General features: G+C 48.9%; 15 protein-coding genes and 1 riboswitch. Of the genes, 5 read left to right on the top strand and 10 right to left on the bottom strand.

Annotation, left to right across the window (positions count from 1 at the left end):
- Positions 1–53 precede the first annotated feature (53 nt).
- Entirely contained in the window at positions 54–827 is a 774-nt protein-coding gene (locus U2F10_RS34145) for an SIR2 family NAD-dependent protein deacylase (protein ID WP_163665262.1), read from the bottom strand.
- 269 nt (positions 828–1,096) lie between these two features.
- Between U2F10_RS34145 and U2F10_RS34150 the strand changes: the two genes are divergently transcribed.
- From U2F10_RS34150 to U2F10_RS34165, 4 genes are all read left to right on the top strand, one after another.
- A complete protein-coding gene (locus U2F10_RS34150; protein ID WP_499874649.1) occupies positions 1,097–1,858 on the top strand; it encodes a DUF2157 domain-containing protein in 762 nt (253 codons plus the stop codon).
- Between the two features lie 58 nt (positions 1,859–1,916).
- Complete coding sequence (locus U2F10_RS34155) at positions 1,917–2,852, top strand: IS5 family transposase (RefSeq protein ID WP_499870216.1); 936 nt, start codon at positions 1,917–1,919, stop codon at positions 2,850–2,852.
- A 96-nt stretch (positions 2,853–2,948) separates the two neighbouring features.
- A complete protein-coding gene (locus U2F10_RS34160; protein ID WP_499874650.1) occupies positions 2,949–3,566 on the top strand; it encodes a hypothetical protein in 618 nt (205 codons plus the stop codon).
- A gap of 49 nt (positions 3,567–3,615) precedes the next feature.
- Positions 3,616–4,275, top strand: a complete 660-nt coding sequence (locus tag U2F10_RS34165; protein WP_499874651.1) for a GDYXXLXY domain-containing protein — start codon at positions 3,616–3,618, stop codon at positions 4,273–4,275.
- 20 nt (positions 4,276–4,295) lie between these two features.
- On the opposite strand, the gene U2F10_RS34170 is transcribed toward U2F10_RS34165, so the two are convergent.
- The 6 genes from U2F10_RS34170 to cobN form a co-directional block, all read right to left on the bottom strand.
- On the bottom strand, positions 4,296–5,192 hold the full coding sequence (locus tag U2F10_RS34170) for a pentapeptide repeat-containing protein (RefSeq protein ID WP_499874652.1): 897 nt from the start codon (positions 5,190–5,192) through the stop codon (positions 4,296–4,298).
- A 196-nt stretch (positions 5,193–5,388) separates the two neighbouring features.
- The gene (gene cobW, locus U2F10_RS34175) at positions 5,389–6,429 is read right to left on the bottom strand and encodes a cobalamin biosynthesis protein CobW (protein WP_499869340.1); all 1,041 of its coding nucleotides are present in this window, start codon (positions 6,427–6,429) and stop codon (positions 5,389–5,391) included.
- A gap of 392 nt (positions 6,430–6,821) precedes the next feature.
- Positions 6,822–7,505: a HupE/UreJ family protein gene (locus U2F10_RS34180; protein ID WP_499874653.1), complete on the bottom strand. Its 684-nt coding sequence runs from the start codon at positions 7,503–7,505 to the stop codon at positions 6,822–6,824.
- A 22-nt stretch (positions 7,506–7,527) separates the two neighbouring features.
- Positions 7,528–7,672: riboswitch (cobalamin riboswitch) on the bottom strand.
- A gap of 121 nt (positions 7,673–7,793) precedes the next feature.
- The gene (gene pyrC, locus U2F10_RS34185; RefSeq protein ID WP_499869336.1) at positions 7,794–8,822 is read right to left on the bottom strand and encodes a dihydroorotase; all 1,029 of its coding nucleotides are present in this window, start codon (positions 8,820–8,822) and stop codon (positions 7,794–7,796) included.
- A 60-nt stretch (positions 8,823–8,882) separates the two neighbouring features.
- Entirely contained in the window at positions 8,883–9,521 is a 639-nt protein-coding gene (locus tag U2F10_RS34190; RefSeq protein ID WP_163665247.1) for a cob(I)yrinic acid a,c-diamide adenosyltransferase, read from the bottom strand.
- Positions 9,518–13,507: a cobaltochelatase subunit CobN gene (gene cobN, locus U2F10_RS34195; RefSeq protein ID WP_499869334.1), complete on the bottom strand. Its 3,990-nt coding sequence runs from the start codon at positions 13,505–13,507 to the stop codon at positions 9,518–9,520. Before cobN ends, U2F10_RS34190 begins: the two co-directional genes overlap by 4 nt.
- Before the next feature lie 313 nt (positions 13,508–13,820).
- Here cobN and pstB point away from each other — a divergent pair, with 313 nt between their 5' ends.
- Positions 13,821–14,627, top strand: coding sequence for a phosphate ABC transporter ATP-binding protein PstB (gene pstB / locus U2F10_RS34200; RefSeq protein ID WP_499869332.1), 807 nt, complete (start codon positions 13,821–13,823; stop codon positions 14,625–14,627).
- Positions 14,628–14,716: 89 nt separating this feature from the next.
- On the opposite strand, the gene U2F10_RS34205 is transcribed toward pstB, so the two are convergent.
- The 3 genes from U2F10_RS34205 to U2F10_RS34215 all read right to left on the bottom strand — a co-directional run bounded on the left by U2F10_RS34205 (position 14,717) and on the right by U2F10_RS34215 (position 18,950).
- Positions 14,717–16,495 carry a serine/threonine protein kinase gene (locus tag U2F10_RS34205; protein WP_499869330.1) on the bottom strand — a complete coding sequence of 593 codons (1,779 nt, stop codon included), beginning with the start codon at positions 16,493–16,495 and terminating at the stop codon, positions 14,717–14,719.
- A gap of 492 nt (positions 16,496–16,987) precedes the next feature.
- Positions 16,988–17,497, bottom strand: a complete 510-nt coding sequence (locus U2F10_RS34210; RefSeq protein ID WP_499869328.1) for a hypothetical protein — start codon at positions 17,495–17,497, stop codon at positions 16,988–16,990.
- 355 nt (positions 17,498–17,852) lie between these two features.
- Positions 17,853–18,950, bottom strand: coding sequence for a ferredoxin family protein (locus tag U2F10_RS34215; protein WP_499869326.1), 1,098 nt, complete (start codon positions 18,948–18,950; stop codon positions 17,853–17,855).
- Positions 18,951–19,437: the final 487 nt, after the last annotated feature.

Consider the following 19,437-nt stretch of genomic DNA (forward strand, 5'->3'; position numbering starts at 1 on the left):
GATTAAAAGGACACCCGTGATCGTCGCAACCCTAGAACATTATGGCTTTGTCTCTAATGCTGAGCCAAATGCCAAATCTGCTCTAACGCCACCGCTGCTCCTAGGGCAATCCGATATTCCACCACAGACGACAACATCGTTTCACCCGGATTAATTTCTACCGTGGGAATACCCTTCAACTGTGCTCTAACCAGAGGTTCAGCAATATACGGAAAAAGCCCCGACGTTCCTACCGCAAAGACAAGATCCCAGGCCATGTCCTGAAACTGGTAAAGCGCTTGGATGCCCCGTTCGGGCAAAGTTTCACCGAACAGGACAACGGCAGGACGAATAATCCCCTGGCAGGCTGGACAGATGGGGGGCAGAGGCACCTCTTGGCCATAGTCCGCCAGGAAGTCCTGGGCTGTGGTGACATAATCACACTTGATGCAATAAAGCTCTGAAGCACGACCGTGAATTTCCACCAGGTTTTGACTGCCTGCCGAGCGGTGAAACCCATCAATATTCTGGGTTAAGACCCAAGTGTTAGGCTTATGGTGCTCAATTTCTGCAATCACCTCATGTCCACGGTTGTGGCAAGTATTGTGCAATGCCGCACCAAGTTGCCAGAGATATTTCCAGGTAATGTCGGGCTGCACCTGAAACATGGAGCCACTCAGGGCTTCTTCGATCGAAAAGCCTTCTGCTGTCGTTTGTCCTTCGTATAGCCCACCCACACCCCGGTAGGTGGGCAAACCCGAATCAGCAGAGAGGCCTGCCCCCGTAATAAACAGAATCTGCTCGGCTTGACTCAAATGCTCGGCAACGTCCTCAAGAATAGTAGTCATAGTCTGGGTATAGCAATCGGTAAGGGTATTGGAACATTTAGGTTAACCTGAATGTTCCAATACCCTGATTGCTTAAGGGGGATATTCAAACCATTCGACGGCTCAAAGAGATATCACGCAGTTTAACTTCGCTTTACTTCGATGAACTTCGCCTGACATCTGGCCCATTGGATTTGCTTCAGTCAGCTACACCACACTCATGGGAAATTCATTGAAACTATTGCCAAACTGGCTCCATAGACAGATGAGGGTTTATGCAGGTAGTGGCTATGTCCAAGTTTCGTCGACAACTTCGCAGGGAAGCAGAACAGTGGTGGCAAGAAGGTGTCATCACCGTAGATATCTACGAGCAACTGTCGGAGCGTTATAAATTTGGTGAGATTGAACCAGACGCCCAAAATCAGTTTGTAGCTATTTTGTTAGGCCTTGGTGGCATCTTGTTGGGGTTGGGGCTAATCACCTTTGTGGCTGCCAACTGGCAAGTTTGGTCCCGAGCATTTCGAGTGTGCTTGTTGATGGTGCTGTTTGTTGGAATCAATGCAGCAGGGTTTTATTTATGGCGACGCCCCTCTCGCCAAAAAGGGTTACAGCGGTTGGGTCACGGTCTTTTATTAACAGGGGCACTATCGCTGGGTGCAAATATGGCCCTGATGTCGCAAATGTTTCACCAAAGTGGACAGGCCTATGAGCTTTACTTTTTCTGGGGAATAGGGGTGACCTTGATGGCCTACAGCCTCAGGCTCACATCCTTAGGTGTAATGGCTTGGGGACTTATGGCGATTAGCTATGGTTCATGGGCTGTTTCGACTTTCTGGCTAACAAACTCTAGCTGGCTAGAGTTCCCCATGAGAATGATGCCGCTGATAGTCTGTGGATTGTTCGTGCCATTGGCCTATTGGTGTCGGTCACGGGTGGTGTTTGTTCTGGCTGGATTGGGTTTTGCGAGCGCATTTCCCCTAGCCCTATTTCCCGATGATGTCACCAATGGACTGTTGGCCATTTCACTGCTGCTGGCTTTGGTGCGTGAATAAAGAAGTTGCGGAGCCGTAGGTGCCGGTAAAGTGTAGTTACCACACAAACACGGTACCGATGAAACGCACCTACAAACTCCGCAACTGGTCTGAGTATAACGCTGCTCTGGTAAAGCGAGGAAGTCTGACGTTATGGCTCAGTGATGAGGTGATTGCCGAGTGGAAAAACACTCAAAAGACTGGTAAACCAGGGGCATCGAAAGACTATAGCGATTTAGCCATCCAAACACTCTTGACCTTCAAAGTGCTCTATGGACTGGCCTTACGTCAAACCATTGGCTTTGCAGGGTCTATCTTTGAACTGATGGATGTATCGGTAGACTTACCGGTGCATACAACATTGTCACGTCGTCAACAGACATTACCGATTGATTTACCGATTCAGCCGACCTCTGGCAGTCGTCATGTGGTGGTTGATAGTACGGGCATTAAAGTGTACGGAGACGGGGAATGGAAAACCCGGCAGCATGGGGTGAGCAAACGTCGCACTTGGCTCAAACTCCATTTGGGTGTCGATGAGCAAACCGGAGAGATTCTGGCTGCCGTAGTGACTTCGAACGCCATCACTGATGGCGAGATACTCCCGGACATCCTCGACCAAATTCCCGATGAGATTGACCAAGTGAGTGCCGATGGGGCGTATGACCGCACCTACTGCTATGACGCCATTGATGAGCGTGATGCAACGGCAGCGATTCCCCCTCGCAAAGATGCCAAAATTTGGTTTCATGGCAATCGCAAACAGGCCCCGCATCCACGAGATGAAAACTTACGAGCGATTCGCAAACAGGGACGGTCTACCTGGAAAGAAGAGATAAACTATCATCGACGGTCTTTGAGTGAAACCATGATGTATCGACTCAAAACTATGTTCACAGGTGAGGTGTCTGCACGAGGGATTGAAAATCAAACGACAGAATTACTGTTGGAATGTTCTATTCTCAATCAGTTCACCCACTTAGGAATGCCCGATAGCTATCCTATTGAAGCCTAAGATCGATATCCTAGAGGACCGATCTGTCTACCAAAATATTCACGCACCAAAGCCCTGCTGCTGCCAGTCGCCTGCCTATGGAGCTATGACCGAGACGTGTGGAGATTTACTCCCCGCTCCATCAATACCCGACCAGATCCGTTTCAAGCGGTGTCGCGCAGCCTGGCTATTACGGTGCTGAGTCTCACACTCTATATCTTCTCATTTAAGGCTACCTGGGCCAGCCCACACCTATTTCAAGATGATACGTTGACCGAGCTGTCCTGGTGGTTTGTGAACATCGTAGTATTTAGCGTTTTTGCGGGGCTAGGATGGCTGCGACTGCGACACCAGCTGAGACATGGGAATCTCTGGCAAGAACAGTCGATCAATACCGTTACAATCGCCCTGATACTCATCCTATCTACCGGAATCGTAATTACCCACATCTCCCTGGGGGATATCAACATCGTTGCAACTATTGTCGTTAACATTATGTTGTTCTTACTGGCGCTGGCCCTGTTGCGGGATAGTTTAGCCTTAGGCGTACGCCGCACCTTTTGGGGTGGAATGGTGTTGTTAGTGTTAGGACTACTCAGTCGCTTATTTGAGTACAACACTGACTTAATGTTGAAGGCCGTTGTATTAGTACTCTGCGGCATCGGCATAATTGTTGCAGGGTTATGGTTTGAGCATCGACTTAAGCATTCATCAGCACGCCTCAGTCAAGCTTAAACCTGATTTTTGCAAACGACACGTCTATCAGTTTTTTAGGTACTGTCCTATGCCATCTTCGTCATCTCAACATCCCGACATTAAAACTCTGGTTAAGCCTGATGGTAAGCCAGTGCCCATCCAATCGTTGCCAAGACGTAGACTACCCGGTTGGCGATTGTGGGCTCCCCTACTGATGCAGGCCGCGATAATTGTCGCAGTGCCTGCTCAGGATGTCTATACCTCTGCCACAGGCACATCTGTTACGCTACAAACTGCCCCTGTCGATCCCTACGATTTTTTGAGAGGGTATTACCAAACCCTGCGTTATGACATTTCCCAACGTGAGACGTTGCACACACTTCCGGGTGGCGAGAAGTTTTTTGAGGACTATGACTATCAGCCTCAGGCCTTTTTTGTTGTCTTGGAAGCTCCCAAAACAGAGACTTCGCCTCCAACTCCCTGGCAACCCATTCGCGTCAGTGAAACACGACCTGACGATCTAGACACTAATCAGATTGTTCTAAAAGGTCAATACGCTAACAATCGAATCACCTACGGTCTGGAGCGTTACTACATGCCAGAGGATCAAAGAGTAGATATCAATGCACATATTAATGATACTCAATGGCGAGATCAAGAAGCTTTTGTGGTGGACATTAAAATCGATAGCCATGGCAATGCGGTGTTAGTAGGACTATGGGTAAATAGCACTAACTATCGTTTTTAATGTAAGGAGATATCTTTGGGTTAGTCCCATTGGTGTTGTCGAGCTTCATCGACGATCCCTTGGGCCTCTTCGAGGGGAATATCATAGCGAGTGCTCAAGAGTTGGGGCATGCGATCGCAGGCACGATTGGGATTCACATCTGGTTGCTTGGAATAAGCAGGCAATGCAACATTACATAAAAAAGGTGAAGGTTTCACCTCGAGTTGAAGCGGTTCAAGATTTAGAACTTCTCGTAAATTTATAAAAAATAGCAAGGCCCCGCTGAGGTTAGCATCGCTGAGGTTGGCATCGCTGAGTAGGGTACAGTTGAGGTTGGCCCCGCTGAGGTTGGCATATCTCAGGTCAGCCCCGCTGAGGTCGGAATATCTCAGGTCAGCCCCGCTGAGATTGGCATACCTAAGGTTGGCCCCGCTGAGGTTAGCCCCACTGAGGTCAGCACTGATAAGGTCAGCCCCACTGAGGTTAGCGCCGCTGAGGTCGGCCCCGCTGAGGTTAGCGCCGTTGAGGTTGGCCCCGCTGAGGTCGGCATATCTGAGGTCGGCATATCTGAGGTTGGCCCCGCTGAGGTTGGCACTGATAAGGTCGGCGCTGATGAGGTCGGCCCCGCTCAGGTCGGTCCCGCTCAGGTCGATTGCCTCTGCATTTCTGTTAGCAATGCGGAAACGAAGAAACAGGAAAACCCCACCGGCAACCATTGCGAGCGTCCCAATCCCCCTGATGAGGGTTTGACGATGTGGGTGAGCAAGGGTGACTCTTTCGTTGTGGGATAGGCGACCGTCATCTGGCTGAGGTTGACGAACGGGGAGTAACCAAAGCCACCACACTAACCAGAGAAAGACTGGAGTGGCGATCGCTCCCATCACCCACCCCTTGTTGATGCTTATCTTTGGCGGCCACTGCTTGAATCGCTCTCGCATGCTTGGGACTCCCTCAATGTTGAGCCCATTATCACTCCCCTCATTCGGGAACGCCCTAAATATTTATGCGCGCTTAACCACCCCATTTACGCCAAGGCGTATTCTGCCTGCTTTGTGCTTTTGCAACCAATGCGGGTTTGAGCCATGGTCCATGGACTTTTGAACTAAGTCGATGGGCCATGGCTCACCATCAGGCCTATGCAGTTCCTGCCATAGCTTGAGTAACGGTCTCTTTATCCAGCTCAGAGCCAATGACCACTAGCCGAGTCTGACGAGATTCATCCGCTTGCCAGGGGCGATCATAAAAGTGATCAAAACGCTGGCCTACACCTTGCAAAACTAGTCGCATCGCTTTGTTTGGGACAGAGACAAAGCCTTTAATGCGATAAATCTCTTGCTGCTTCACCAATGATTGCAAACGTTGCACCAAAACAGCAGGTTCAAACGCCTTATCTAGCTCAACATAAACGGACTCCAGATGATCGTCATGCTCATGCTCTTCTTCATGATCATGATGGCTGTGACGACTATCCAAGTCATCTTCAACAGCGGCATTAAAGCCCAGCAAAATATCTGGGCTAATCTCACCCTGCTGACAAGGAACAACCTTAACACCCGTGGGTGCCTTCTGTTGGAGCCATCGTTGTACCTTAAGACGGTTATCCTCCGACATCACATCGGTCTTAGTCAGTAGCACCATATCAGCACAGGCTAGCTGATCCTCAAACAGTTCCTCAATGGGTGTCTCATGGTCTAATGAGTCATCTGCCTGTCGTTGGGATTCTAGGGCCTCTAGATCGCCAACAATTTGACCCTTGGCAAGGGCATTGCCATCCACCACCGTCACCACACCATCCACGGTTGCGCCAGTCCGAATTTCAGGCCAACGAAATGCCTGCACTAAAGGCTTCGGCAGCGCTAACCCTGAGGTTTCAATGACAATACAGTCAATGTCTTCTCGTCGCTTTAGAAGAGTTTGCATGGTAGGCAAAAACTCTTCTTGCACAGTGCAGCATAGACACCCATTAGCAAGCTCTAGAATTTTAGTATCAGGGGTCTCATCTTCATCACAGACCTGGCAGGATTTTAGAATTTCTCCATCAATGCCAACTTCTCCAAACTCGTTGACCAATACAGCGATGCGTCGTCCCTGGTTGTTTTGCAATAGATGACGCACCAGCGTAGTTTTACCGGAACCTAGAAAGCCGGTGACTACGGTAACAGGAATTTTATGCATTGGTTTTTCCTAACGACTAAAGATTCAAGATTTTGTGCAAATTTGGTTTGGTAGAGGTGCACATTGGTGCACCCGTCAGGATGCAGACAACTGATTCTGATCCTGCATTGGACGTACAGCAGTGGGTTCCTACAGAGGAACTATTTATTTCTAAAAAAGCTCTTTCCTAAATTCTCTCCAAGCAAATTGAAGTCAAGTATGAAAGAAAGCTAAAAATAACAAACAGGATAGTTTGAGATGTCTAGTCGATCTTTTACCTTTCCTTTTGGAGCTACCATGTACGCATAAGTTGCAGAGTGGGCAAATTCAAGACCATGTCTACCTTTTGGGACATTATCTTCCAGATACATACACAGTACCCTTTAAGAGGGTTCACAGTAGATCAGCGTAGGTTAAGCGAGCAAAACATAATCCATCATCAGTGTGGACAGAAACGTACCGCCCACACCGCAAATAATAAAACCAGCAAATCGCAGCGCTGAACTTTCGGGTGACTGTTGGAATAGGCGACTACCCATCCCATAGGCAGCTGTTGCGATCGCAAGCTGAATCAATGCAAATCCTAGCAAATAAGCCATCAAAGGACCCATTTCAGCACCAAAAATGGATTCTCCGTAAGCAAATCCATGGAACAACCCAGAAATGGCAGCTAAACCAGTGATAATTGTGCTATTTGGCCGCTTTTTTAGGGCTAGTAGTACACCAAAGACAAGCACTGAGGCAGAAATTACCAGCTCAGGAAGCGGCAAATCAATGCTCACCAAATGAATTCCTGTACCCAAAAGAGAGGCTAAAACAAAGGCAACAGGAATAATTAAGTTGCGACCAATGGCTGCTGCTAACAACCCTGAGGCAATGACAAACACTAGATGGTCTAATCCAATGACCGGATGACCAATACCGGATAAAAATCCTTCAATGAAATTACCGGGTGTCTTTCCACCTAACGGATGGTGAGCTAGGGCAGGCAACCCATTGAGGAGAAGTGCTGTGATCGCAACAAGCGCAATCTTGCCTGAACGACAAAGATCCTTAACCTTGAAACCCTTCAAGGCGACTAAAGCATATAAACCCATCTGTACCTCGCAGATCAATAAAACGGCAGGTTGACCATCGGCGGGCATTCTGACTGGGAGGTATAAAACTTCCTTCACAGCTGCGGGACAGTGGCAGATTTTCACTGCGCTTTCCCCCTTTCCTCTAGCGGCTGTTCCCCACTAGAACCGATGCTAAGCAGATTAAATCTACCACCTTCGCCTTCGCTTTGGATATCAAAATTGCATAGGATTAACTATTTAGGATTGGCATAGAACGTTGTTTCTTGGCCTTTCTGTTAGAACTATACCCATACCCTGTTGTAGGTCCTATGCCATTTGCCACGTCATCTCTTCCCCTGCCCGTAACGGCACAAGTTCAGACTCAGTCAGAGGCACTTGATCAGGGATGCGCCACGTTGTTTTGACCAAGGTAATTTGCTGCGTATTGCGGGGTAGTTGGTAAAAGTCTGGTCCATGGAAGCTGGCGAACGCTTCTAGTTTATCGAGGGCGTCAACGCTCTCAAACGCTTCTGCATACAACTCCATAGCATGCAAGGCCGAATAGCAACCGGCACAGCCACAGGATGTTTCCTTATTGTTGCGATCATGGGGGGCACTATCGGTACCCAGAAAAAACTTAGGATTACCCGAAGTGGCCGCTTGCAAAATTGCCCGACGATGCTGCTCATGTTTCAAAATTGGCAGGCAATAAAAGTGGGGGCGAATTCCCCCTTGGAAGAGCGCATTACGGTTAAACAATAAATGCTGCGGTGTGATGGTTGCAGCCACATGGTTATGGGCCAGAACAAATTGCACAGCATCTGAGGTGGTAATGTGCTCAAGCACGATACGCAGGTTGGGAAATCGCTGCTTAAGTGGGAGCAACTGTTGCTCGATAAATATCTTCTCACGATCAAAAACATCGACCCCTTTATCGGTCACTTCCCCGTGTAACAATAGGGGCATGTCCACCTGCTGCATGGCAGCAAAGACGCGATCGCACTTACGAATATCCGTCACACCAAAGTCTGAATTGGTTGTTGCACCGGCTGGATAGTATTTAACCGCTTTAACAAACTGGGAGGCTTTGGCCGCAATGATCTCTTTGGGGTCTGTATTGTCAGTCAGGTAGAGGGTCATCAGCGGCTCAAATTGTTTGCCAGCTGGAATGGCTGCGATAATGCGATCTCGATAGGCTGCCGCATCCGCTACCGAGCGCACGGGGGGCTTCAAATTCGGCATAATGATGGCGCGGGAAAACTGACGCACCGTATGGGGCAAAACCGCTTTCAGCATCACACCGTCCCGCACATGCAGATGCCAGTCGTCGGGTCGAGTTATGGTAAGCTTTTGCATCTTTTAATCATTAAACAAGTAGCAACGTGATTATAGTGTCCATCCACTATGGAAAGCCATCTAATACTCAATCCCTATCTGGGCTGGAATACCTGCACTGATGGGGTGCTTGATGCGATTCATTTCTGTCACCAAATCAGCAACATCAATTAATTCCTGGGGCGCATAGCGTCCGGTACTGGCCACATGACAATGGTTAGGACGAGCCTGAATGCCTGCCATTACAGGTGTCAGATCTAGCCGAGCTTTTTTGAGCGCAATGTGTAATTCATCCAGAACAACCAGGGAAATATCGGGGTCCGCAATGAGCTTGGTTGCCGTTTGCCAGGCCTGCTCCGCCATCCGCTGGTCTTGATCCGGGTCCTGGGTTTCCCAGGTGAACCCCCCACCCAGGGTATCGATACTGATGGGAAAACCCTGTTCCTTGAGCTTTTCCAACATGATGCGATCGCCATCGGGAAACGCACTGTCGTTTTTAATAAACTGCACCACAGCCACCCTCATATCATGGGCTAAATGGCGATAAACCAGGTTCATGGCACTACTGGTTTTACCTTTACCTAATCCTGTAAACAAAAGATACAGTCCTTTTTCATTCCCTGCGCGGTTGGCACGGGACTGATCTTTAGCGGCTTTTATCTTCTGTAGACGGGCTTGCTCTTCTGACGTATTTTGTGGGGTGTTCTGTGGGTTGGTCATAGTGTTTCCTCAATGTGAGCTTCGGCATCTAATACAATGGCCCTCAGCTGTTCTAGCATTTCGGGTGAAACCTGTTGCCATAATCCTCGCTGGTGGGCTTCTAACAACCGTTCTGACATATCCCGTAACGCCCAGGGATTATGGGTCTGGATAAAGCGTTGAACGTTGTCGTCTAGAATGTACGTCTCGGCAACGCCAGCATACATAAAATCAGCCACCGCGTGGGTTGTTGCATCATAGGCAAAGAGATAATCCACCGTGGCAGCCATCTCAAAAGCGCCTTTATAGCCATGGCGCATCACCCCGGCAATCCATTTAGGATTGACAACGCGGGAACGGTAAACTCGGCTGATCTCCTCGGGCAAAGAGCGAATTCGCGGCTGTTGGGGGCGGGAGTGATCACCAAAATAGGCTGTGGGATTTTTGCCCTGGGTGGCGCGCACGGCAGCGACTAGGCCCCCCTGAAACTGATAATAATCGTCAGAGTCCAATAGATCATGTTCTCGATTATCTTGATTGTGCAACACAATTTGCAGCTGCCCTAGCCGTTGTTGAAAGACATCGGGAACGGAGGTGGAGCGCAATTTGCCGTTACCCGGCTGTTGTTGCTCCGAAGACTCTCCTGTGCTGGGTCGCCCATAGGCATAGCAACTCCAGTTAATATAGGCCTGAGCCAGGTCGCGATCGCTACTCCAGTTTTGTGCCTCAATCAGTCCCTGAAGTCCGGCACCATAGGCCCCTGGCTTAGACCCAAACACCCGGTACTGGGCACGAATATCGGCATCCTCAGCACTAAACCCCAGGGACTGCCAATGGTCGGCTTCTTGCTTTACCTGGGTAGCCAGGGGATTCATGCCAGACGGTTCATCCAGCGCTGCCACCGCTGCCACCGCTGAGTTAAACAAATCAATCAGGTTAGGAAAGGCATCGCGGAAGAATCCCGAAATGCGCAGGGTAACATCTACGCGGGGGCGTTGCAGCACCGATAGGGGCAGAATTTCAAAATCCACCACCCGACGACCCACCCCATCCCAAACGGGGCGCACTCCCAGGAGAGCCAGGGCCTCAGCCATGTCATCTCCGCCCGTGCGCATGGTGGCCGTGCCCCACATGGACAGACCCAGGGTTTTGGGATAGTCTCCCTGCTCTTGGGTGTAGCGCTCCACCAGGTTCTCTGCGGCTCGACGACCCACATCCCAGGCACTTTCCGTCGGCAGTCCCCGAATATCAACGCTGTAAAAATTCCGCCCGGTGGGCAGCACATCCGCCCGTCCCCGCGTCGGTGCACCAGAGGAACCGCTGGGCACATAGCCTCCATTTAAGCCGTGGAGCAGGTGGGTGATTTCCTCGGAGGTTTGGGTGAGTTTGGGCCAGAGCCACTGGCGGATCCAGGTAAGTTCTGCAGTTGTTTTAGGACCGCAGACGAAATTCTCTTCCTTAGCCAGCAATTGTTCCACTAAGCAAGCCGCCTGGTGTTCTAGTACTTCAACGGCATCACCAACGGTGTAGAGAGTTGCCAACCGCTCAGGCTGCAACAAAGTATCTGGTATCTCCAGATCTTTGATAACAGTGCCTAAATCTGCGGTGAGGGGGTCAAAATGCAGATCCCAGCCCCAGTCGTCTGCGATCGCACGGGTTAACCCCTGACGACCGGGACCGGGCTGCCGGGCAATGGCCACCATCAAATCCCGCAGCTGCCTGCCATCGGGGCACAGACCTAAAATATGCAACCCATCACGGATTTGAGCTTCCTTGAGATCACACAGGTACCCGTCTGTTTGGGTAATAAATTCGCTAAAGGCATTTGAATCTAACGATTGATCATTGCGCCGCGATCCAGGTTGCTTTTCTTGGGAGAGTTGCAGCTGTGGCAAGATGGGAGCCAGACCTGGCAACAAACTGAGATCCTGTTGTAGATTTGCTTGGGTGACCAGGGAACAGATGCGATCGCGAATTACCGGAAGTCTTTTTGGATCTAACGACTCCGCATCATAATACTCATCAATCAGCGCCTCCAAGCGATGCAGCGAGCCATAGAGTTCAGCCCGAGTCAAAGGTGGCGTCAGGTGATCCAAAATCACCGCCTGCGCCCGACGTTTTGCCTGGGTGCCTTCCCCCGGATCGTTGACAATAAAGGGATATAAATGGGGCATTGGCCCCAGGGCCACTTCTGGATAACAGGTTTCAGACAGGGCCAAACTCTTGCCCGGCAGCCATTCCAAATTGCCATGTTTGCCCACATGGACAACAGCTTGGGCTCCCCACTGGCAACGCAGCCAAGCATAAAATGCAAGATACCGATGGGTGGGTTCTAAATCTGGCGCATGGTAGTTCAGCGACGGATCATCGTCATAGCCCCGAGAGGGTTGAATGCCGATAAAAATGTTACCCAGTTGAATGCCGGCAATGGGAATATCCACGTCAGGGTCCACCGCTCCCCAGCGGTCAATGACACCCTGTTGCACAGCCGCAGGCAGCATTTGAAAATACTCTTGATAATCTTTTGCTGAGAGAGTTTGATGCACAGGGCGCATGCCTTGCCCTTCAGGATCATTGGTAATGCCCTGGGTAAGCCAGTCGATCAAATCTGCACCGGTGGCCGATAAAATTTCTTCTGGGGGAATAGTGCCGGGGGTAACGGTATAGCCTGCTGACGTTAGCGATCGCAAAATCTCCAAACAGCTAGCGGGAGTATCCAGCCCCACCCCATTGGCCAAACGACCATCTTTGTTGGGGTAGTTGGCCAGAATTAGTGCCACCTTGCGCTGCTGGGGTGCCGTGCGCCGCAGCGTTACCCAATTAGCTGCCAGGTCAGCAACAAACTCAATACGATCAGCCTTCGGCTCATAGGCCATCACCGTCGTCTCCAGCTGAGGATGATCCGTCTGCACCGCCTTAAACGACACCGCCCGACTAATGATGCGGCCATCCACCTCCGGTAGCGCCACATTCATCGCAATATCTCGGGGTGACAATCCTCGCCACTGTTGTTGCCACTGGTCTTCACTGCCACCGCTGAGCATCACCTGAAGCACCGGCACATCTAACTTTTGCCAAAAGTCCACCTGGGGAGACTCAGCATTTAACTTAGCAAGAGAGAATCCAGTGGTATTCAAAATCAAATCAATACTACGATTCTCAGTGAGTTCAGTTAGCAGCTGAGCCTGAATATCTGGATTGCGGAGAGAGGGCAGAAAAAGCGGCAGCGGATTTAACCCACGGCATTGCAAGGCTTCGCAAAGAGTATCAATGACGCGGGTATTGCCAGACAGATAATGAGCCCGATAGAAAAAAATCGCCACCGTCGGCTGGGGCTTAAGATATTTTCTCGAAGAAACTATATCGGTTGAAGTCCCCCCGAGCACCCCAATTCTGGGAGAAATAACGACATTTTTGTCTGTTTCTTCCCTCTCCCACTCTCCCATTCTCCTACTCTTCCATGCATATTCCCCCCACTGCGGCACGGACTTCGGTGCAGGTGGCTCATAGGGATATTCCAAACAGGTTCGAGCCAAATACTGTAGCCCGTAAGTCAGATTTTCCGCTCCCCCTTCCACAAAGTAGTGCCAGAGTGTATCCGCTACGATTAGGGGCACCGTACCCAAACTGCTCAGGGCCGGATCGGGGCGATCGTCACCGGGTAATACCACCAGGCTAATGCCCTGGAACTCTGCAACTTCCCGCAGGCGTTCTAGACCATAGCTCCAGTAGCTGCGTCCCCCCAACAGCCGCACTACAATGACCTGGGCTTTACTCAATACATCATCTACATAAGTATCAATGCTCAGTTCTTGTTGTAGCTGCAGCAGGCTAGCGACTCGAAATTCAGGAAAGTCTTTAGGAAGTCTCGGCAGGCTAGCAGCCAGGGTTTGGATTTCTGTATCGGCAGCGGTGAGGATTACGATGGGGGCTGGGGTTTGTTCCAGAATGATGACTCCGTCTGTATCTGGGCTCCATCCTCCCGGTGTTGCGGCAATGCGATGCATGCGGTCATAGGTGGGTATCGGCTATGGATCTTAGCACTTCCCATCACCATCCTGATCCCGTCCATTGTGCAGACAGCCTGCACGCATATGCTCAGCAGAACAGCTTAAACCCCGCAATTAACAGCTTGGCAGTTCAGCACATTGATATTGTAGGTAAACCGTCCTGGTCTGTAGACGTCAAAGTTAATAAACGCAGTGTTACCAAATGTCACGTCCCTGGCGAAAACTTACCGATTACCAATCCTCCCAAGTTCCTCAAAATTCTTACCTATATTGCGGGGGTAAGGAAAAGAACTCTACGAGGTACTTACAAATGCTATCTCAAATAGAAACGGTAGCGCCACCCAGGACAGTACTTAGTATACGTAATACTACCGTACGTTATGGCTCTGCCTTGGGTGTTTACGACGTTTCTTTCGATATTCCAGAACATCAGATTACGGCTTTGATTGGTCCATCCGGGTGTGGGAAGAGTACCTTAATTCGTTGTTTGAATCGCCTCAATGATTTGATTCCAGGAGCACGTACCCAGGGAGATATCTTATTTTATGGTCAAAATATTTATAATTCGACGATGGAGGTAGATATCCTGCGTCGAAATGTTGGCATGGTGTTTCAAAAGCCCAATCCATTTGATCATTCTATCTATGAGAATATTGCCTTTGGTGCACGCATCAATGGTTATACCGGTGATCTAAATGAGCTAGTCGAGCTCTCTCTGATGCGGGTGGGGCTTTGGGATGAGGTAAAAGATAGGCTGTATTGTAGCGGTTATGATCTTTCAGGAGGACAACAGCAGCGGCTTTGTATAGCCCGCTCCATTGCGGTTGAGCCTAAGGTGTTATTGATGGATGAGCCTTGTTCTGCTCTAGATCCGCTGGCAACTCACCTGATTGAAGATCTAATGCAAGAGTTGCGGGAACATTACACCATTGTGATTGTCACCCATAACATGCAGCAGGCATCTCGTGTGTCTGACATGGCGGCATTTTTTAATACGAAGACTGATCCGAAAGGTCTTCGCTATGGTTATCTGGTGGAATATAATACTACCGAGACAATTTTTCAACAACCCCATGAGACATTGACCCGAGACTATGTGAGTGGTCGCTTTGGCTAGGCGAAGAGAAGGACGATAAACCATAGCGAACATTAAACTAGCGACGGGGAGATAGGGGGCAATGGCTGCCAAGTTTCTGCCATCGGATACTAGAGGCCTTTAATTACTGCTTTTTGCGAATATTCTTCAATCTTTTTTAAAGCAGTGTGATGGGCTTTGGTGTGGGTGGGCACCTGATGTAAATAGTTCAAGGCTTGCTCAAAGTTTTCAATAGCAGCTTGTTTATAGGCTGCGCGCAACAGGGTTTGGGCCATGATTTCTTGCTTCTCGCTGTATTCAGCTTGAGACTGGCTAAAGCTGGGACGAACATCAAATTCGCCGGGAGTCTCTGGCACAGGAATGGGGACTGAGTCACGGTTAGTTTGAGCAACCTCTATATCATCAGTAATAACCTTGGATGAAGTATCTGGTGCTGCGGTGACGTCTTGATTGAGATAGTTCCAATTTTGGTAGAGAATAACGCCACCCACTGATGTGGTCATTGCCAAGACAGCTGGTGTCCACTTAAAGTGAGATATTTTTGAACCAGGTGACTCTTTAGGCAGCTCAGGAGCCATCAGCAGTGTTTCTTTTGAGCCTTCAATAACAGTAGGGTTGGCATGGGCTATGGTTGCCTCAACGATAGTCGGTTGGGATAAATCTTCTATGGAGACTGTCTCTAGTGCCATAGAGGCTAGGACTAAGGTCTCTGTGTTCACCAGTTCTGGATGAACAAACGTTGAGTCACGGGATAGTACGTTTAACTCTGACTCGATAGAAAGTAAGGCTACCTGCGATTTGACAACTGGCAACGTGTCGGGACTTGATTTAAACTGGAGTAAAGCATTAGCTGATGGTTCTTTACTTGGCAGAGAGGCTGGGAGTGATCGCTGATCTAGCATCCCATCATAGTCTAGGAGCCTACGCTCCATTTGACTGAGTTGATAATGGTTTGGCTGTCGCTGCCAGGAATCTCCTAAGGTCAAGGGAGCTTGTGGAAGTTTGTTTTCTTGCTCTCTTCGTTGTTGTTCTATGGGTGCTGGTCGTTGTTGCTGGTCGTCTAATTGAACGTTATCTAGAGCAAACAGTGCGATCTGAGCATTCATATAGCGCTGGTCTGGGATGCTATTAACCATGCGCTTAAGGATAGTTACCAACGGCTGATAAGGTAGACTACTAAGCAGTTGATGGAGCTGCGTTTCAGAAGTCCAAGACTGGCGACCAAGAAGAAACTGCAACCCTAACATTCCTAGCGCATAGATATCGCTGCTGGGTTGATGACAGCCTTGCCATTGTTCGGGAGCGGCGTAGGCAGGATGTTCTAATAGTCCTAAAATGTTACTTCTGAGGCCCACCTTATGCCGTCTCAGGGTTTGGTGATAGCGTCCTTGGGTACCGGTAAAATCCGTCAATATCAGCTGTCCATCAGGTCGACGGATCACATTATTGGGGTGAAGATTGCCATGAACAGCACCTTCTTGATGACATTGGACCAGCGTTTTCAAAATTGACCGCAGCAGGTTAATGACCTGATTGCCATTCCAGCCTATCTGATTTGGAATTTCCCAAGTCAGCGGTTGTCCAGGAATATATTGACGAATGAGATAGCTGTAACTGTCTACTTGAAACCCACCTAGCAGTTGAGCTGCCGCTGAGATGCTGGGTGTTGGCTGAAACAATTCTAAAATCGGTTCGTCATTGTTATTTATCGGTAACACGCGTACAAGACAATAACACCCTTCAGGTTCGCGGTTATCTCTGGCGACGTAGGTGACGACATCTTGGAACGTGCTGAGTTGCTCAATTAGAGCATAGCCTCGGAAGGTTAAATGTTGGAGAACATGTTCCTCACGAACGGATTCACATTTGAGGCAATTGTCCACGGTCATAGGACTACCAGTTGAGCTAATAACGTTATATCGGTAGATTTGTGACCCTACCTACTTTCGATAGTTAGGAATTTAAATTAGCAACAGGGATAATACCCATTGCTCGTAGATGGTCCTGGCTTTCCTGACGATTGAAAAGTTAAGCAATAACTGCCTCCATTTCAGAGTTGTTTGGATATACCAATACCAGTGCATAGGCTAGTAGTTCTTCATCTACTAGCTGGTAGATCAGGGTTATATCTGGTTAAATAAAATTCTTATGGTCAAATGCATGATTGACATTGGTAAAAATGTCTTACTGTCTCCGGCTATGGCCGCTTAGAATTTGCGATCGCACTTCCCAAACAGATCCACCACCCAGTCCTGAGACCGTGTTTAGCTGAGAAAAACCGTGTTTAGCCGAGAATTACCGTGCGTAGCCGAGAATTACCAAAATAATATCATCGGCCCGCAAAACCGCCATGACTATCAGACTTTGCTATTGTCAGATGCTTAGGCTAAGAGACGTCTAAGCATGGGATGTTCTATCAACACTGGCTCTTCCGGTAGAAAACGGGAAGGATAATTAGATTTTTTGCCTAATGCCTTCATCTTACCGATGGGCAAAGGGGGTTGAAGTTTTTCTAAATCTTTGAGTAACCAAAAAACGGCCCAGGTGGGTTTGTCAGTGGCGGTTGTTTCTGGGCGATGTATCGCTTTGCCAGGATAGCGACCTCGACGAGAATGAACCTGTTTAATGTAAGTTGCCCTCCAGGTCGCCTGGGAATTTAAAGTGGGATTATCTGCATGGGATGCATAAATATAAACGTCGGCCATGCGATCTTTACGCAATGCATCTGCTTGCCCAAAAACTTCAAAGGCATTGCTGCCTAAGGCTACCATGGGTTGTGTCTCAATCGCATCATCGTCCAGCTGGCGAGTAATCGCATCAAGCCCCGAGACCAAATGATGTTCTGGCACAGGGGCCAAAATAGCAAACGTTTTAGTATTAGTTTTTTCCATAGACTGTGTTCATTGATGCCAGCTGTTTAATGTAACAAGTTCTGAGGTACTTAGGTTAGATCGGGGCATAGAAAATAAATTTACCCTTCATACCTTGTTACCAATAAACACCCACCCAATAGGCTTACAGCCGTTAGTAAATATCATCTCCTGGCTTGATCACCCCATCCACATTTGATAGTGGTCAAACTTACGCCACACACGCCACACACACCACACAGTACTAGTAGGCAGGAAATAGCCGATGACCCCGAAATTACAGAAAATGGGCCATCAGACTAAAGGTATTGAATTCATTACACGGTCAAACGTTGGGCATGGGCATCACGGTTACACCATCGTTGCATTCATAAGCTCAGACGATTTTAACGGAGTGTACTACCTGGTATTGTTTGACGGGTTTCAGCTTTATAGTTTGATTGGCCTCGGTTGCAGAACTACCAGCACTGATAATTTCATCTTTCTCTTTAACGGTAACCTTATATATGCCAGTGCCAGAGGATGTCTCATAGCTAACGCTCATATTGACCCAGGTTGCACCTTTGGTCCAGCGGTCTAACCAGAGCTGCAACAATTTAATAGGAATGATTTTCAAGATCGGATAGGCAAGTTTTTTAATTCCCGTCAGTCCCTTACTGGTGGTTTTAACAGTTCTCGGGCAGTTAAACCAGTCCCATCCTTCTTGTTGCCAGACCGCTCGCTCAGCCATCTGCTCAAACTTGTTAACGCCTGCCCAGCCCCGATAGCATAATGCAAGCTGGCGTTGATCGCCGCTGCGCTGCATCAGATGTGTTAGGAGACCCGACTCTAAGTGCCCCCAAAACTGTCCTGTGGGTAGGTCAATTAATGTGGGGGCAAACTGATGACCACCAAAGTGAGTGCTTTGCCATACCCGAACATGGGACTGACCAAAGTGTTTGCGTAACTGGCGATATATGGGAGTGCCAAATCGGCCACAGGCCAGATCAACCTGGGTGTGGGTGCACACTAGCATCTCTCGTATATGTTGAGTCTCTTGTTGGTAGGTGGCAAAAGACTTGACCGGATTTTTTTTGCCCAATAGGCGATTTAAGAGGCCCAGAACCAGCTCAATGGTGAGATCTTCGGGGACCAGGTATTCTTCTTTCAGGTACTTGGCAAACTGTTTTGCGGGACGCGAGTAATACAGAACGCGGGTAAAGCCGGGGGCAGAATAGTCGGGATCGGGTGCGATCGCAATCGGTCTCACTATTACTCCCCGTCTAAAAATCAGCTTTTTGATCAGCGGAAATATCTGACTGATAGCTGGATTATCTGTAGCCATTGTGATGGGCCAGGGCTGAGGAACTTCCACAATTAGCCAGTAATCTATCTGAGGGGCTGAACCAATGGGATCTTCGCCATTGGCCTTAGAGACCTGGGAGCAATAGCGACAGTCAGCAAGACTTTCCGGCAGATTATCTAGAATGTGCATAGCTCCTTTATAGGATTTATTCCTAATAAATCTAATCTATGCACATCTTAACGCCTGGCAGGATTTATTGAAATATTGTTCTCTTTTAGGCTATGCCTTGTACCAATACTTTGCGCCCTATGGAAATCCGCACCATGGGAATCCACAGTCGTATTTCAGACCAGACTCTGACGTCATGGATAGCTGGGTAAAGAGATTCATCAGGAGAGATTTAGAACATTATGAAAATGGACAAAACCCTTTTTGTCTAAAACCCTACGGTGTACACATAAGTCCTGGATACTAGCGTTCGCGGTTGCATCACCCCCTCTAACTTCCCCTTGGTAAGGGGGAGGACTGGAGTTTCCCCCTTACCAAGGCAGGGCTGTTTCATTGTCTGGACAGAAAATCTGAAGGCATTGAAAGCTCATTTGAGGAAAAGCATGCTCTACTTGGAGGTGGGCCAAACAGCAATGCGATAACCTGATTAATCGACCCCGCCGTAACC

This window comes from Leptothoe sp. EHU-05/26/07-4 (assembly GCF_043421015.1).
In the GTDB taxonomy this organism is placed as follows: Bacteria; Cyanobacteriota; Cyanobacteriia; order Phormidesmidales; family Phormidesmidaceae; genus Leptothoe; species Leptothoe turfae.